Here is a 16,221-nt window from a genome sequence, read left to right as displayed (position 1 = left end):
TTCAGTCCGCTCACGCACCGGCATCCGCCGAGCAGAGTTCGGCCAGTACGCGCAGACGGCGTTTGGGTTCGGCGACATAGGGGTTATTTTCGTCCCAGGCATAGCCGGCGAGGATCGAGCTGATCATCCGGCGGATCTCCGGCTGGGCATGTTCGTAGTAGATCACGTCCTGGAAGCTGCAATCGTACCAACCCTCCACATAGGTCCGGAAGGTATCGACCCCGCGCTTGAGTGGAGTGGCGAACTCGGTCTCCCAGTCCACCGTTTCTCCGTTCAACTGGCGGTGCAATACGGCTGCTGCCATATGCGCCGAGCGCATGGCGATGGTCACGCCGGAAGAGAACACGGGATCGAGGAACTCGGCGGCATTGCCGAGCAGGGCGAAGCCCGGTCCATGCAGGCTCTTGACGTTGGCCGAGTAGCCGCCGATCAGGCGCGCCGGGGTGTCCCATTCGGCATTCTTGAGTATGCGTTTGAGGTTTGGCGCCTCCTGGACGAACTCGCGCAGGCAGGCATCCAGATTCACCGGTCGGCCTTCGTAGCGCTCGGCACTGGCGACCACGCCCAGCGAGCAGCGGCCGTTGCTGAACGGGATGGTCCAATACCAGACGTCACGCAGATCGGGATGGGTGGTGATGAGGATCTTCTCGCGGTCGAAGCGCGGATCGTCGATGCGGTCTTCGACGTGGGTGAAGATCGCCCGGCGTACCGGGAAGCCCGATGGCGCCTCCAGGTCAAGCAGCTGCGGCAGCACGCGGCCGTAGCCACTGGCATCGAGCACGAAGGCGGCGTCGACGCGGTACTCGCTGCCGTCGGCCCGACGAATCTGCAACCACGGCCGTTCGCCGTCGAAGTCCACTGCGGTGACTTCTTCCTCGTAGCGAATCTCCACACCCTGCAGCTCGGCCTGGTCGGCCAGCAGCTTGTCGAAGTCGGCGCGCTGGACCTGGTAGGTGCTGCCGTGGCCGGCAGTGAATTTGTCGCGGAAGTCGAAATCCGTATAGCGCTCGCCCCAGCCGAAGGCCGCGCCGTGCTTGGTCTGGAAGCCCGCCGCGCGCACCGCCTCGAGCATGCCGGCTTCCTCGATGAAGTCCAGGCAGTGGGAAAGCAGGCTTTCGCCGATGGAAAAGCGCGGAAAGCGCTGACGTTCGATGATCAATACATCGTGGCCCTTGCGCTTGAGCAGCGCGCCGGCGATGGCGCCGGAAGGCCCGGCGCCGATGATCACGACTTCACGGTGTTGCAACTCAAGCGGCGCCATAGGGCCTCCCTGCATGTGGTGGATCTTGCTCGATGGTGGCCCAGGGGGCCAGGAAGAAACTGAACGCCAGCCCGAGGCTGACCGTGAGGCCGAAGTTGCTCACCGCCGGCGTGCTGGAAATCGCCAGCAGGCCGAACGATAGCCAGGTGGTGGTGGCCGCCAGCAGCGTACCGACCAGGCTGACTGCAACACCGCCGACCCGCTCGCGCATGAGGATCGCGTAATCGACGCCGATCGCCGTGACCAGCAGCAGGCCGAACAGCCCGAACAGGGTCAGCGGCTGACCCAGCCAGCCGAGGCTGGCCAGGCTTGCCAGCGCCGCCAGCAACGGCACCGCGATGCAGCGCAAGGCGCCTGTGGCGCCGAACGGCAGACAGAGCAGGGCGAAGATCAGCAGGCTGGCCAGCAGCTTGAGTTCGGCGGCCTGCAGTTTGGTTGCGGCGAACAGCTGGTTGAGCCTGGCGGGTTGATCGACCAGCGTCGTGCCGGGCACGGCTTTGGCGATGGCTGCCAGCGCTGTGCTGTCGCGCAGTCCCTGCAGGCTGATCAGCCCGGCTACGCCATCGCTCGTTTTGCCAAGCCAGAGCGCTCGCCAGGCTTCGCCCAGCGGGCCGGCCAGCGCCGCCTCGATGGTCACCGGCGGTTGCGCCTGCAGGTGCTCGATCTCGACCCGCAGGGTGTCGACGTCGACGCCAAGCGCCGTCAGCGGCCGGCTGGCGGCGAGCAATGGCGGCAGGGCTGCTCGCAACCGTGCCTGCTCCAGTCTTGGCGCGAGCAACTGGCTCAAGGCGAGGTAGCCAACCAGCCGCTGCTCGGTCTGCAGAGCGTCCAGGCGGAGGCTTAGCTGCGCCTGACGCTCGAGCAGGGTGTCGGCATTTTCCGCACGCACGAGGAAATACTGACTGGTGGGCTGGAAACCGGTGATCGCAGCGATGCGCTCACCCTGTTGCTGCAATTCGGGTGCGCTGCTGACCCACTGGCGCAAATCGTCCTTGAACGACAGCTGCAGCACGCCGCCGAGACAAAACAGTCCCAGGCCGGCCAGCAGCCAGGGCGTGGCGATGCGCGCCAGTAACGCCTGCCTCAGCTGCAGCCAGCGCTGCGCCCAGCCCAACGGGCGCGGCCAAGGAGTCAGATGGCCGCTGAACAGCACGGGCAGCAGGCAGGTGGTGCAGAGGAAGGCGCCGAGCAGCCCGGCGGCGGAGAACACTGCCACTTGGGTCAGTGCCGGGAAGGGTGTGAAGGCCAGCGCCAGATAGCCGATCAAGTTGGTTAACAGGGCCAGCGCCAGCCCCGGCAGGATCAGGCCCAGTGCGCGGCGGCCGTGCCAAGGCTGCAGCGTCCAGCTCTTGGACAGCAAGTGCAGCGGGAAATCCAGGCTGACGCCGATCAGGCTGGCGCCGAGCACCAGCGTCAGTACGTGCATCTGGCCGAACAGCGCGATGCAGGCGGCGGCCCCCGCCATCGCACCGACCAGCACCGGCAAGGCGGCGAGCAGGATGCGCGGCGTGCGGAACAGCCAGAGCAAGAGCAGCAGGGTGGTACCCAGCGACAGGCTGCCGATCAGGCTCGCCTCAGCGCGGGCCGTACGTTGGCCATGGGCAGCATGCAGCACGCCGCCGGCACTCAGCAGTTCGCCTCCCGCCGCTTCGATGTCGTCACGGGCCCTTTCGACGAGGGTTGCCACCTGTTGCGGCGAACCCTCGTCGAAGGCATCGCCTTGCGCACGCGCATGTACGACCAGCCAGCGCTGGCCGGCATGTTCGGCGACGAGGCTGCCGTCGTTCTCGGCGCGAACATTGCCCAGCTGCGGCAACCGTTGCAGGGCCAGGCCGGCGAGGCCGAACCAGTCCTGCCCGAGCGACAGCGGGCTGGCGGCGAACGGATCATACAGGCGCTCGAGGCGCTGCTGGATGAACGACTCCGGATGTTCGATCAGCTGCTGGCGATCAGCGCCGGCAAGCAGGCCGAGGGACTGCTCGCGCAACTGGCGCGTGACGGCCGGCAGATCGGTCTGCAGCGTGTCGCGCACCTGGGCGAACAGGCCGCTGCTGCGTAGTTCGGTGGCCAGGCGCGTGGCCAGCTGCCGGGCCTGTCGCTCGTCGGCGTGGCGGACGAGCAGCATCAGATCGCGCCTGAGGGGTTCCTGCATGCGCTCGGTCGCCAGCTCCTCGAGCGCGTCGTGGCTGTCGCTTGGCAGTAGCTGCAGCAGGTTGGCGCTCAGCGGCGGACCGTCGCGCCATTGCCAGGCGCTCAGCGCCAGCAGGCCGAGCAGCGCCAGGCAGAACAGCGCGGCCGGCCAGCGCCGGGGCTGCAGGGGTTCAGTCGGCAAGATCGCGTTGCTCGCGGGCCGTAAGGCTGTCGTCGATCCGGCTATCGAGCAGACGGATCAGCGTGCGATCGCCCTGGGCTTCGTGAAGCTCGATCTGAGTCACCGTCTCGCCGCCTTGGATATTGATGTCGGCGAAGATCTGCTTGAGCAGCGCGCCGCGAGGGGTCAGCTGCAGACGCCACGCGTCGGAGTCGCCTTTCAGCTGCAGGTCGAAGTCGCGCTGCAGCGCCTGGGTGTCGCCGCTCAGTACGGCGAGGAACAGCTGGTTCTGCCGGGCCGAACTGCCCTGCGGGTCGACGGCTTGCCAGCCCTGCTCGCTGCGCCGCGCGATGCCCTGGGCGGTGATGCGATAGTCCTGGCGGATCGGCTGCTGCAACAGCCAGAGCAGGCCGTGGTCGCGGGCGAGCACGAACTGGCCCCGGCTGGTCAGGGGCTGCGGCAGGGCACGGAGGTGCTTTTCCTGAATGAAGTCGCCACGCACCACGGCCGGCCCGCTCAGCTGTTCGGCAAGCTGTGGCAGGTCGAAAGTCTGCGCCGTGGCCATGTTGGCCACCATTAACAGGGCGATGGCGGTCAGCCATTTCTTGATGGTCAGTGTCATGTCAGGGCGCGCTCCACCGCGTCGACGAACACCCGTGGCGAGGCCAGCAGCATCTCGCCGCTGGCGATCTCCACAGCGACCTGCACGGTGCTGCCGCGGGTCATGCGTTCGCCGGTTTCGGCATCGCGGATCAGGTAGTTGATCTTCAGGCGGTTCTCCCACTCCACCAGGTCGGCGCGCACCACGATGCGCTGGTTGAAGCGGGCGCCGCGCATGTAGCGCAACTGCACGTCGATGATCGGCCAGGCATAGCCGGCGTCGCGCATCTGCTGGTAGTTGTGGCCGATGCGTTCGAGCAGCGCGCAGCGGGCGACCTCGAAGTACTTGACGTAGTGGCCATGCCAGACCACGTCCATGGAGTCGACATCGAAGAACGGCACGAGCATCTCGACCTCGGCCTGCAGTACGCCATCCTTACGCATAAATGCTCCAGTGTCGGTTGCGGATCTGTTCGAGACACAGGCGCAGTTCGCCTTCCAGCGCGCGGTCTTCGATCAGCGGCGGGAAGGCCTCCGCCAGTTCGCTGTGCATGGCTGCCAGTGGAGCGGGCAGCGGGCGGGCGCCTTCCTGTAGCTGACGCAGCCAGACGCCCTGCTGGGCAGCGAGCAGCGTGGCGGCGGCAACCTGCTCGCTCAACTCCAGGCTGCGCAGCGCGTCGCGGGCGGCGATGGTGCCCATGCTCACCTTGTCCTGGTTATGGCATTCGGTGGAGCGCGAAAAGACGCTGGCCGGCATGCTGTTCTTAAGCGCTTCGGCAGTCCAGGCGCTGGCGCCGATCTGCACCGCCTTGAAGCCGTGGTTGATCATCGCCGTGGCGGCCGGCGCGCCGGAGAGGTTGCTCGGCAGGCCGTGGTTGTAGCGCGTGTCGACCAGCAGGGCGAGCTGGCGGTCGAGCAGGTCGGCGACGTTGGCCACCAGGTTCTTCAGGCTGTCCATGGCGAAGGCGATATGCCCGCCGTAGAAATGTCCGCCGTGCAGTACGCGCTCGTTGTCGGCATCGATGATCGGGTTGTCGTTGGCGCTGTTCAGTTCGGTTTCGATGAACTGGCGCAGCAGGCCCAAGCTGTCGGCCAGCACGCCGAGCACATGGGGCGCGCAGCGGATGGAGTAGCGGTCCTGCAAACGATGCAGCGGCGCAGCGGGCGCGTCGATGGCCAGGTCCTGGCGAATCCAGGCGGCGACCTGGGCCTGGCCAGGATGCGGCTTGGCGGCGAACAGGCGCTCGTCGAAGTGCTCCGGGTTACCTTGTAGCGCGATCACGTTCAGCGCGGTGATACGGGTCGCCAGCTGCAGCAGGTAATCGGCACGGGCATAGGCCAGGCAGGCGAGGCCGGTCATCACCGCGGTGCCGTTCATCAGTGCCAGCGCCTCCTTGGGGCGCAGGGTCAAGGGCGTCCAGCCGAGCTGACGGTGCACTTCGGCGGCGCTGCGGCGCTCGCCGCGATACAGCGCCTCGCGCTCGCCGGCGAGGGTAGCGGCGACGTAAGACAGCGGGGTCAGGTCGCCGCTGGCGCCGACCGAACCTTCCTCAGGAATCAGCGGCAGCACGTCGTGTTCGAGAAACGCCTGCATGCGCTCGAGCAACTCGACACGCACGCCGGACATGCCGTGGGTCAGCGAGCGCAGGCGCGCGGCGAGCACGGCGCGGGTGGCTTCGGCGTCCAGCAGCTTGCCCAGGCCACAGCCATGGAAGGTGAACAGGTGCTGCGGCAGCGCCTCGACCTGATGCAGCGGCACCGCCACCACGCAGGAGTCGCCATAGCCGGTGGTGACACCGTAGATCACGCCTTCGCGGTCCAGCAGGGTGTCGAGAAACTGTGCGCCACGGGCGATGCGGCTGCGAAAGGCCTCGTCCGCCTGCAGTCGTGCCGGCGCACGGCGCTGCGCCACGGCCAGCACGTCCTCGATGCGCAGAAGGTTTTCGCCAAAGATCACGGGCTCAGTCACGACGCGGGTCCTGTGTGTTCCAGAAGGGATAGAAGTTGAACCATTGCAGGGGGGCCTCCAGGCAGCGCGCGGCGAGGCGATCGGCGTAGCGCTGCACCGCCTGCGCGATCACCGGGTCGCGGTCGGCGCGACGCCAGCGGATGCGTTCGGCGAAGGGCTCGAGATGCACATGGAAGCGCTCGTCCTGCTTGAGACAGAACAGCAGATTCACCGGGCACTCCAGCAGGCCGGCGAGCAGCCAGGGGCCCTGGGGAAAGGCTGCCGGCTGACCGAGGAAGTCGGCCATGGCGGTGCGCCCGCCATGCAGCGGCACCCGATCACCGGCGATGGCCAGCCATTCGCCGCGCTCCAGGCGCTGGGACAGCTGCAGCATGGTCGCCGGGTCCAGCTCGCTGACCTGGATCAAGCGCAGGTTGTCGGCGCCGGACTGGTCCAGCAGGCGATTGAACTGCTCGGCGTGACGGGTGTGTACCAGCACGTTCATCCGTACTTCGCCGCCCATTTCCGCCAGTGCCCGGCAGATCTCCAGGTTGCCCAAGTGCGAGCCGACCAGCAGTTGACCGCGCGGCCCGGCGAGACTGGCGTGCAGGTTGGCCTGATCGTGGATCACAAGGCGTTCCCGCCCGACTCGCCCGCTCCAGACATCCAGCTTGTCCAGCAGCGCTTCGGCGAAACTCATGAACTGGCGATAGACCGAGCGGGTGCTTGGCTGCAGTTCGACGCGACCGCTCCAGCGCGCCAGGTTGCCCTGATACTGGCGCGCGCTGTCACGGGCGCTGCGGCCGAAGAGGTAGAAATACAGCACAATCAGATACAGCAGCGGCGCCATGGTGCGCCGGCCAAGCACCCGCACCGCCCAGGCGGTCAGGCGCATCAGGGCGAAACTGCCGCGTTCGCGCTGCGCGGCCCAGTGCGAGGGTATCGGGGCTTCGCTCATCGTTGCAGGCGCCGGGCGAGCAGTTTCGGCGCGCGCAGCAGCATGCCGAAGAACAGCCGGGCATGCATGGCGGAGATCAGCACATTGTCCAGCCAGAGGCGGAAGTGCGAGATGCCGTCGGCCGGGTAATGCACCCGCGTTGGCAGCCAGACCATCGGCTGCTGCTGCCAGTGCAGGCGCACCAGGATCTCGGTGTCGAAATCCATGCGCCGGCCCAGGCGTACGCTGTCGATCAACGCCAATGTCGGCTCCAGCGGGTAGACCCGAAAGCCGCACATGGAGTCGCGGATCGCCAGCGACAGGGTGTTGATCCAGACCCAGACATGGGTCAGGTAGCGGGCATACAGGCGACCCTTGGGCACGCTGGCGTCGTAGCGCGGATAGCCGCAGATCACCGCGTCTGGCGCCTGGCTGGCGCGGTCGAGGAACAGCTCGACACCGGACAGGTCGTGCTGGCCATCGGCGTCGACCTGCAGCGCATGGCTGAAGCCCAGGCGCCCTGCTTCGCGCAGGCCGCTGATCACCGCGCCACCCTTGCCCTGGTTGCGCTGATGACGGAGCAGGAAGACCTCCGTTTGCTCGGCCAGCTCGTCGATGACCGCCGCAGCGGCAGGGGAGGAACCGTCGTCCACCAGCACGCAGGGCAGATCTGCCGCACACAGCGCCGCGACCACTGCGGGCAGGCTGCGCTCGTGGTTGTACACCGGGATCACCGCGCAGGGCTTGAACCAGTCGTCTTCCGGCTGCATGGGCGTTCGAACCACCGCGGCTGCAGCCGCTACGGGTGGCAGCTCGTTCAAAGTGGTCATGGCTGCGCTCCCAGCAGAATGCGCCCGGACGAGCAGGGCTTGTCGTCGTTGTGATAGGTGAAGTACAGCTTGCCGCGCTCATGATCGAATCGCAGGCTCAGTTGCAGTCGGTCGCCGGGCCGGGCGAGCTGCTGGAATTTCAACACTTCCATGCCGCCGAAACGTGGCGGCAAGTCGTCGATCAGTTCGCGCGCGAGGTCCATCGCCCACTCGATCTGGACGACGCCAGGCAGCACCGGTGTGCGCGGGAAATGGCCGCTGAAGTGCGCCAGATCGAGCGGCACGCGCAGCTCGATCTGCCAGTGATCGTCTTTCCACTGCAGCGCCAGGCGCTCCGGTTGACGGGTACGAGGTGCTTGCAGCCATGCATCCAGTTCGGCCTGTGGCAACTTGCCCTGAGGGTTGACCGGTAGCTCGCGCACCAGCCGCCAGCGGCGCGGCAGGGCGAGTGCCTCGCAATGGGTGCTCAGCTGTTTGCGCAATGCCTGGGTGACGCTGCGGCGCCCCTGATTGCGTAGCGCGAACACCCCCGCATCGCTCAAGGCCACAAGCGCGCCGAGATAGGCCCGGTTGTCCTGAATCACGCCCAGACGCGCTTCGCGGACGAACGGATGCTCGGCCAGCGCACGTTCCAGCATCGGCAGCGAGATGCGTTTTTCTTCCAGCTTGACGATGCGGTCCAGGCGGCCGCGCAGGGCGAAACGACCATCGGCGTGCAGCTCGGCGCCATCGGCGGTCTGCTCCACATGGCCGCGCCCAAGCCACGGCGACGCCACGCGCAGCGCGCCTTGGTCGTCCTGGGCAAGCTCGACGCCCGGTAGCGGCTGCCAGAGCTCGCCACTCTGGCGCCAGGCGATGCCGCCGGTTTCCGAGCTGCCATATATCTCCGTGGGCCACTGCCCAAGGTGCTGATGCAGAAATTCACCAGCTTCTGTTGGCAGCGGGCCGCCGGAAGAAAATACCCGGCACACCTGACGCAATGCCGGCCAGTCGAGATTGTCGCCCATGCGCTTGAGCAGTGCGGGGCTGGCGACCCAGCAGAACGATCGCTGCTCACGGCTGGCCCGTTGCATGTCTTCGGCGAACGGCAGGGCGCGTCGCAGAAAAGGGCGGCCAGCACAGAGTGGCCAGAGCACCCGAAACAGCAGCCCGTAGATGTGCTGCGTGGCGACGCTGCCAATCACCGCGGAATCGCCGAGATCGACGCCCCACAGGGCCTCCAGTGCTTCGACTTCACTGGCCAGCTGATGCAGGCGCTTGTCGATCAGCTTGGGCTCGCCGCTGGAGCCCGACGTGCAGAGCGTCAGGCCAAGCAGATCTGAATCGAGCTCGGCCGCGGCAAGCGGAGCCGCCTGCAGATCGGCGAGGGCTGCGTCGCCCGCCTGATCGGTCAGCCAGAGCTCCGCCAACGGGCTCAGCCGTGCCCGACTGGCCGGCTGCAGGTCGGCAGGCAGCAGCACGCGCACCCCGGCGCGCCAGGCGCCAAGCATAGCGGTAGCCAGTTGCCCGGCGTCTTCCAGGTGCACAGCGATGGTTCGCACGCCGCGCTGCTGCAGGCCGCCGGCCAGTTGCAGCGCTGCCTGCTGCAGCTGATCGAGCGCAAGCGTGGGGGTGTCGGTTACCGGGCGCGGCGCGCTTCGAACCAGCAGTTCGCACAGCCCAATCCAGTTCACGGGCGCCCCCTCACACGCTGACGCAGCAGCCACTCGCCGGAGAACAGCAGGCCCATCAACAGATAGGCGATCAGCCCGTTGTACAGTGTCCACCAGGCCAGCGGCGCCCACAGCGTCAGCGCTGTAGCAATCGAGCCGTTGAAGATGAAGAAGCCTACCCAGACTCTGGTCACCTGCCGCGTATAGCGCACACCTGAAGGCGACAAATCCGGGTCCTGCAGGCGCGCCAGGCGCTCGATGACCGGCATCCCGCTGAATAGGCTGCCGGCAAACAGCACCAGCATGGCCGCGTTGATCAGCACCGGATACCAGCGCAGCAGGGCGGCGTTATCGAGCAGCCCGAGCAGCAGACAGAACAGCAGCGCGGTGCCGGCCGTCCAGCGGCTTGTGGCACCGCCGTTACTCAGCAGGCGGGTCAGCCAGAGCGCTCCTAGGAGCGCCGCGAAGATCCGCGGCGAGAGGTGCTCGATACCGAAATAGACGGCGAAGGGATATGCCAGCCCGATGAGGAGCAGCACGAAACCCGCCATCCGCGTCACGCCGGCCGGGATCTTAGAAAGAGATGTCAGCATCAGAAAAGTCCGGAAATGCCCTGGGTACGCCGTGCGCCACTCGTGTGGTGAGGTCGCTCGCGTCGGTCAGGCTGTCTCCGCATTGGTCAGGCGGTACACCGCCTCGACTACATCGCCCACAGTGCGCACGGCTTTGAATTCTTCCGCGGCGATCTTCTTGCCGGTCTGGCGCTTGATGTGGTCGATCAGGTCGACGGCGTCGATGCTGTCGATCTCCAGGTCCTGATACAGGTTGGCGTCGAGGGTGATGCGCTCGGGCTCGAGCTCGAACAGTTCGACCAGGGCGTCACGCAGGGTCTGGAAAATCTCGTTGCGGCTGTTCACGGGAGATACTCCTCAGGCGATGGCGCGGTTGGCGCTGACGAAGGCCGCCAGGCTGTCGACGCTGGCGAAATGCTTGCGAGTGTCCTTGGCGTCCGCATCGATCTTGATGCCGAAGCGCTTCTGGATCGCCAGGCCCAGTTCCAGCGCGTCGACCGAGTCGAGCCCGAGGCCTTCGCCGAACAGTAGTTGATCGGCGGCAATATCGTCCGGACCGAGGTCTTCCAGCCCCAGCGCGTCGATGATCAGTTGCTTGATTTCACGTTGTAGTTGTTGGCTCATCGAGTGCGAGCTCCTCTATGAAGTGTCGGTGCAGATGGTCATTCAGTCGCCGCGAGGCGATCGGGGCAGCGCCTTGGGCGGCGAACGCCTGTGGGTCAATGTCGCTGCCCACGCGCAGATGAAAGTGAAAACGCCGTGATGGTATGCGATACCAGGGTTCGGCCTTGGTCAGCGTGGTTGGCGTCACGCTGATCACTACCGGCGTCACCAGCCTTGCGCCGCGCAGGGCGATGGCCGCTGCGCCGCGGTGAAACTGCGGCGGCTGCCCGGGCGTGGTGCGGGTGCCTTCGGGAAAGATGATCAGGGTCTGACCTTGCTGCAGGGCCTCGGCGGCTTCGTCGAGCATTTCGGCGCTGCCGTTGTTGCTGATGTACTGCGCGGCGCGAATCGGGCACGGGTAAAGGGGTTGTCCCACAAGCTCTGCTTGACCACGCAGTTGGCGTCGCGGATCAGGGCGATCAGCACGACCACATCAATCAGCGACGGGTGATTGGCAATAATCAGCTGGCCCGGACGCCCCAGCCGCTCGGCGCCTTCGACTTCATAGGTCAGTACGCCGCTGCGGTACATGAACTGCACGAATAGCCAGAACAGCCTGCTCACGGTCTGTCGCGCACGGCGACGGTGGGTGGCGGCATCACCTGGGAGCAGCGAAAGCAGCGGGAATATGATCAGGCGCAGGCACAGGCCGCCGATGCCGAACAGGGCGAACGACAGGCCGGTGGCGATGAGTCGCCACAGCCACGGCGCGTTGGGTCGCTTCAGCGAGTCCGCTGCCAGTTCCATTTGCGCGTCTTCCAGTGATGCGTGAATTGGGAGTGGTCGTGGAGCAAGGCCCGGATCAGTTGCAGAGCATGGACTTGCGGTTGCGACGGGCTTTCATCGGTGGGCTGCAGTTGCAGCTGCCAGCTGTCGCCCGCGGTCAGGCGTAGCGCCAGTGCATAGGGAATGCTGCAGTCGTCTATCCAGGGGCGGTAGGCCTCGGGAGGCGATTCTTCGGCGATCACCAGCAGCACGGCCGGCGCGCCTTCGTTCAGCAGCAGCGCAGCTTCGAGCACCGCGTGTTCCAGGCCATCGCCCTCTGCTGCGATCGCGGTCATTTCGCTGGGGTCGCCCTGGAAGATCGACCAGAGCCCGACGATCGCATTGTGCACGGAAAGGCTGAACTGGGTTGGCGAGAGCGGCTGCGCGTTGGCCAGATCGCTGAGCAGGGCGAAATTGCGGGTGGTTTCCCCGTGGCGCGAGGCGTACACCAGCGGCATCGGGGCACGGCCTTCGCTGAGCGGCTGGGCGACGGCGAACACCATTCGTGCCAGTCGACTCAGGCGGCGGCGCTGCATCGCCGGCAGAAAGGACACATCCGGCTGCGCTTCGGGATCGTCCGGCCACTGACTGGCACTCGCCCAGCGCAACCAGTCGGCCTGGCAGGCGCGGCCCGGAGCCCAGGCCTGCCATTGGTCGATGTCGAAGCGTATAGCGCTCATGCTCGCGCGGCTCTCGTAGCGAGACCGGCGTGCAGACGTCCGTGTAGTGCTTGCATTGGAAGTGCCGCTCGAAAAGTGCGGGCATTATCCAAGTGCGATGAACGCTAGGCAAACATTGCGATACATATCCTGATAGGAGGTCGCAGTTGATGCGGAACTCGTCACTCCGACGGCTGTCCGCGGCCAGCGGCTGTGATCAGCTCACGCCGTGCTGCGCCAGCCACGCCATCAGCTGCGGCAACGGCATGGCGCCGCTCTGTCTGGCGACCTCACGGCCGTTGCGGAACAGGATCAGGCTGGGAATCGAGCGGATGCCAAGTTGCGTCGACAGCTGTGCATTGGCCTCGCTGTCGAGCTTAGCCAGGCGGCAGCGGCCCTGGAGCTGACTGGCAGCCTGCGCAAAGGTCGGGGCGAAACTGCGGCAGGGCCCGCACCAGCTGGCCCAGACATCTATCAGTAGCGGCAGGTCGCCCTTGATCTGGTTGGCGAACTGGCTCTGTTGCAAGCCGAACGGAGCGTTTGGCAACGCCTCGGCCTTGCAGCGACCGCAGCGCGGTGCGTCATGCAGCCGGTCCGCGGGGATACGATTGAGGCTGGCGCAGTGCGCGCAGGGGACGATCAGTGATTCGGTCATGACGAGGCTCCACGGCGGTATGCCATTAATGTGGAGCCTCGGCGGCGGATATCAAGCGCGAGTCAGCCCTTGGACGCGCTCAGCGCCTGGGCCAGATCGGCGAGGATGTCGTCGATGTGCTCGATACCGATGGATAGCCGGATAAGGTCCTGTGACACACCGGCGCGGGCCAGTTCCTCGGCATTCAGCTGGCGGTGCGTGGTGCTGGCTGGATGGCAGGCGAGGGACTTGGCGTCGCCGATGTTCACCAGCCGCACCACCAGCTTGAGCGCGTCGATAAAGCGCGCGCCGGCCTCCATGCCGCCCTCGATACCGAAGCAGAGGATCGACGCCGGCATGCCTCCCATATAACGGCGAGCCAGTTCGTGCTCGGGGTAATCCGGTAGCCCGGCGTATTTGACCCAGGCCACTTGCGGATGCGCCTGCAGGAACTCGGCGACCTTCAGTGCATTCTCGCAATGGCGTTCCATGCGCAGCGCCAGGGTTTCCAGCCCCTGCAAGATCAGGAACGAATTGAATGGCGAAATTGCCGCGCCCATGTTGCGCAGCGGCACCACGCGGCAGCGGCCGATGAAGGCGGCGGGACCGAACGCTTCGGTGTAGGTGACGCCGTGGTAGGACACATCGGGCGTGTTCAGCAGCGCGAAGCGCTCCTTGTGCTGCGCCCAGGGAAACTTGCCGGAGTCGACCACGATGCCGCCGATGCTGGTGCCGTGGCCGCCCATGTACTTGGTCAGCGAGTGCACGACGATGTCCGCGCCATGCTCGAAGGGGCGGCAGAGCATCGGCGTGGCGACGGTGTTGTCAACGATCAGCGGCACGCCGTGGCGGTGTGCGGCTTCGGCCAGGGCGGCTAGGTCGATGACGTTGCCCGCCGGGTTGCCGATGGATTCGCAGAACACCGCCTTGGTGCGTTCGTCTATCAGCGCTTCCAGGGCGGCGATGTCATCGTGGGCGGCGAAGCGTACTTCGATGCCCTGGCGCGGCAGGGTATGGGCGAACAGGTTGTAGGTACCGCCGTAGAGCTTGGCGACCGAGACGATGTTGTCGCCGACCTCGGCGATGGTCTGGATGGCGTAGGTGATTGCCGCCATTCCCGAGGCAACGGCCAGTGCCGCCACCCCGCCTTCCAGTGCCGCGACGCGCTGCTCGAGCACGTCGGTGGTGGGATTCATGATGCGTGTATAGATGTTGCCCGGCACCTTCAGATCGAACAGGTCGGCGCCGTGCTGGGTGTCGTCGAAGGCATAGGAAGTGGTCTGGTAGATCGGTACCGCCACCGCCCGGGTGGTCGGGTCCGGGCTGTAGCCTGCATGGATGGCGAGAGTTTCCAGTTTCATGGTGCGCTCCTTGTTCTTGTTCGTCGGGGGCAAAGGCCCGAGAGCATGAAACTGAACGCCTGGACGGTCAATGATCCAGGGCAAGCCTTATCGTCAGAGCGGCGTGAGCGGCCAGAACAGCGGAATCACCAGCGTCGCCACGACCCACAACAGCAGGTTCAGTGGTATGCCCACCTTGAGGAAGTCGGTGAAGCGGTAGCCACCGGCGTTGTAGACGAAGGTGTTGGTCTGATAGCCGATCGGCGTGGCGAAACTGGCGCTGGCGGCGAACATCACGGCGACCACGAACGCGCGCGGGTCGACTCCCAGATGCTGGGCCAGGCCGATTGCGATCGGAGTGATCAGTACGGCCACCGCGTTGTTCGACAGCATCTCGGTGAGCATCGAGGTCAGCAGGTAGATGAACGACAGCATGAACAGCGGGCCGGCCCAGGGGGTAATGGCCGTCACGTTCTGCACGACCAGCTGTACCAGGCCAACTTTGTCCATGGCGATGCTGATTGCCAGCATGCCGAAGATCAGGCTGAGGATCTTCCAGTCGACTGCCTTGTAGGCGTCCTCGACGTCCAGACAGCGCGTCGCCAACACCGCGGCCGCACCAATGATCGCCAGGCCTTCGATCGGCATCACGCCAAAGGCTGCCAACACCATGACCGCCAGGGTGGCGATGATCGCGATCGGTGCCTTGTCGCGGCGAAAGGCGCGCTCCTGTATCGCGTTGAGGCTGATCAGCTCGCCGTTGTCGGCGAAACGCTTGATCTGCGCAGGCGTGCCCTCGACCAGCATCACATCGCCGAACTGCAGCTGGAAATCGTCGAAGTTGCCCTGAATGTTCTCGTCCTGCCGGTGCACGGCCAAGACGCTGATGCCGTAGCGCGCGGATAGGTCGAGGTCGCGCATCGGTCGGTGGCTGTAGCGCGAGCCGCGGCCGACGATGGCTTCGGCAAGGATCACGTCTTCGCTGCTGATGGTTTCGAAGGCGTCGCCCCGGTTAAAGGTCAGGTGGCCGCTTTCGCGCAGCTCCACCACGTCCTTTACCTGGCCATGGATCATCAGCAGATCGCCGGCGGTCAGGGTGAAGTCATGCTCCGGGCGGCTGAACAGCTGCGCGTTGCGGTTTACCTGCAGCACCTGCAGCCCGCTGCCGCCATTCAGGTTGGCCTCGGCGAGGGTCTTTCCGATCACTGGCGAGTTCGACGGCACGCGCAGCTCGGTCATGAAGTTGCGGTCCAGGCGTGGGCCGAGCAGCTTGGAAAGGGTGTCGCGTTCCGGCAGCAGGTGCTTGCCGATGGTCAATAGATAGACCATTCCGGCGGCGGCCATGATCAGCCCAGCTGCGGTGATCTCGAACATGCCGAACGGCGCGAGCCCAGCCTTGCGCGCCACGCCGTCGACGAGGATGTTGGTCGAGGTGCCGATCATCGTCAGCGTGCCGCCGAGAATCGTGGCGTACGACAGCGGAATCAGCAGTTTCGAGGGCGTCGTGCCGGCGCGCTTGGCCAGGGAAATCGCCACCGGCGTGAGGATCGCCACTACCGGCGTATTGTTCAGGCAGGCGGAAATCACCAGTGCGGTGATCGTCAGGCCGAACAGCACTCGTGTAGGGCTGGTGCCCACCAGATTACCGAGCCAGTTGCCCAGCGCATCGATGCAGCCGGTGCGTTCGAGCGCCGCCGAAATGATGAACATGCAGGCGATGGTGACCGGGGCCGAGTTGGACAGCACGCCGAGCACTTCCCCGGGAGTCAGCAGCTGCGTCGCCAGCAGCACCGCCACGGCAATCGCCACGACGATATCCGGGCTCCAGCTCTCTCTTACGAACGCCACCAATACCCAGATCAGCAAGGCGCAGACGAACAACAGCGGCAGCGATTCTGGAAGCATGGACGTCCTTAAGGGTGGCGACTGAGGCGCGCGTCGAAACAACGGGCCCGCGGCGCAAGATAGAGACGTCAGCTTAGAGAGTCCAGAAACCTTTCCTGATGTTTATATGCGATTTGGTTATTAATGGAGAATGGGCACGGTCGG

At 65.8% G+C, this 16,221-nt stretch carries 15 protein-coding genes and 1 pseudogene; all 16 read right to left on the bottom strand.

The window, feature by feature from the left end; genetic code table 11:
• Positions 1-10 precede the first annotated feature (10 nt).
• On the bottom strand, positions 11-1,261 hold the full coding sequence (locus tag LW136_RS19370; RefSeq protein WP_234173690.1) for an NAD(P)/FAD-dependent oxidoreductase: 1,251 nt from the start codon (positions 1,259-1,261) through the stop codon (positions 11-13).
• A complete protein-coding gene (locus LW136_RS19365; protein ID WP_234173687.1) occupies positions 1,248-3,593 on the bottom strand; it encodes an MMPL family transporter in 2,346 nt (781 codons plus the stop codon). The genes LW136_RS19370 and LW136_RS19365 overlap by 14 nt, the downstream gene beginning before the upstream one ends.
• Positions 3,583-4,194, bottom strand: coding sequence for an outer membrane lipoprotein carrier protein LolA (locus tag LW136_RS19360; protein ID WP_234173686.1), 612 nt, complete (start codon positions 4,192-4,194; stop codon positions 3,583-3,585). The genes LW136_RS19365 and LW136_RS19360 overlap by 11 nt, the downstream gene beginning before the upstream one ends.
• Entirely contained in the window at positions 4,191-4,616 is a 426-nt protein-coding gene (locus LW136_RS19355; protein ID WP_234173685.1) for an acyl-CoA thioesterase, read from the bottom strand. Before LW136_RS19355 ends, LW136_RS19360 begins: the two co-directional genes overlap by 4 nt.
• Positions 4,609-6,141, bottom strand: coding sequence for an HAL/PAL/TAL family ammonia-lyase (locus LW136_RS19350; protein WP_234173682.1), 1,533 nt, complete (start codon positions 6,139-6,141; stop codon positions 4,609-4,611). The genes LW136_RS19355 and LW136_RS19350 overlap by 8 nt, the downstream gene beginning before the upstream one ends.
• Positions 6,134-7,078 carry an LpxL/LpxP family acyltransferase gene (locus tag LW136_RS19345; protein WP_234173680.1) on the bottom strand — a complete coding sequence of 315 codons (945 nt, stop codon included), beginning with the start codon at positions 7,076-7,078 and terminating at the stop codon, positions 6,134-6,136. The genes LW136_RS19350 and LW136_RS19345 overlap by 8 nt, the downstream gene beginning before the upstream one ends.
• Entirely contained in the window at positions 7,075-7,827 is a 753-nt protein-coding gene (locus LW136_RS19340; protein ID WP_234175286.1) for a glycosyltransferase family 2 protein, read from the bottom strand. Before LW136_RS19340 ends, LW136_RS19345 begins: the two co-directional genes overlap by 4 nt.
• A 56-nt stretch (positions 7,828-7,883) precedes the next feature.
• The gene (locus tag LW136_RS19335; protein WP_234173675.1) at positions 7,884-9,560 is read right to left on the bottom strand and encodes an ApeI family dehydratase; all 1,677 of its coding nucleotides are present in this window, start codon (positions 9,558-9,560) and stop codon (positions 7,884-7,886) included.
• Positions 9,557-10,132, bottom strand: coding sequence for a COG4648 family protein (locus LW136_RS19330; RefSeq protein WP_234173669.1), 576 nt, complete (start codon positions 10,130-10,132; stop codon positions 9,557-9,559). The genes LW136_RS19335 and LW136_RS19330 overlap by 4 nt, the downstream gene beginning before the upstream one ends.
• A 66-nt stretch (positions 10,133-10,198) precedes the next feature.
• Positions 10,199-10,456 (bottom strand): acyl carrier protein, encoded by a 258-nt coding sequence (locus tag LW136_RS19325; protein WP_179484945.1) that lies wholly within the window; start codon positions 10,454-10,456, stop codon positions 10,199-10,201.
• Positions 10,457-10,468: 12 nt separating this feature from the next.
• On the bottom strand, positions 10,469-10,735 hold the full coding sequence (locus tag LW136_RS19320) for a phosphopantetheine-binding protein (RefSeq protein ID WP_234173668.1): 267 nt from the start codon (positions 10,733-10,735) through the stop codon (positions 10,469-10,471).
• A pseudogene (locus LW136_RS19315) lies at positions 10,713-11,521 on the bottom strand (lysophospholipid acyltransferase family protein). Before LW136_RS19315 ends, LW136_RS19320 begins: the two are co-directional and overlap by 23 nt.
• Positions 11,497-12,219 carry a beta-ketoacyl synthase chain length factor gene (locus LW136_RS19310; RefSeq protein WP_023446004.1) on the bottom strand — a complete coding sequence of 241 codons (723 nt, stop codon included), beginning with the start codon at positions 12,217-12,219 and terminating at the stop codon, positions 11,497-11,499. Before LW136_RS19310 ends, LW136_RS19315 begins: the two are co-directional and overlap by 25 nt.
• Before the next feature lie 196 nt (positions 12,220-12,415).
• Positions 12,416-12,853: a thioredoxin TrxC gene (trxC, locus tag LW136_RS19305; protein WP_234173667.1), complete on the bottom strand. Its 438-nt coding sequence runs from the start codon at positions 12,851-12,853 to the stop codon at positions 12,416-12,418.
• A gap of 62 nt (positions 12,854-12,915) precedes the next feature.
• On the bottom strand, positions 12,916-14,193 hold the full coding sequence (locus tag LW136_RS19300) for a bifunctional O-acetylhomoserine aminocarboxypropyltransferase/cysteine synthase (protein ID WP_234173665.1): 1,278 nt from the start codon (positions 14,191-14,193) through the stop codon (positions 12,916-12,918).
• Between the two features lie 93 nt (positions 14,194-14,286).
• Positions 14,287-16,077 carry an SLC13 family permease gene (locus LW136_RS19295; protein ID WP_102832884.1) on the bottom strand — a complete coding sequence of 597 codons (1,791 nt, stop codon included), beginning with the start codon at positions 16,075-16,077 and terminating at the stop codon, positions 14,287-14,289.
• Positions 16,078-16,221: the final 144 nt, after the last annotated feature.

The organism is Stutzerimonas kunmingensis (assembly GCF_021432085.1).
In the GTDB taxonomy this organism is placed as follows: domain Bacteria; phylum Pseudomonadota; class Gammaproteobacteria; order Pseudomonadales; family Pseudomonadaceae; genus Stutzerimonas.
This window is presented reverse-complemented; position numbering and strand designations above follow the sequence as displayed.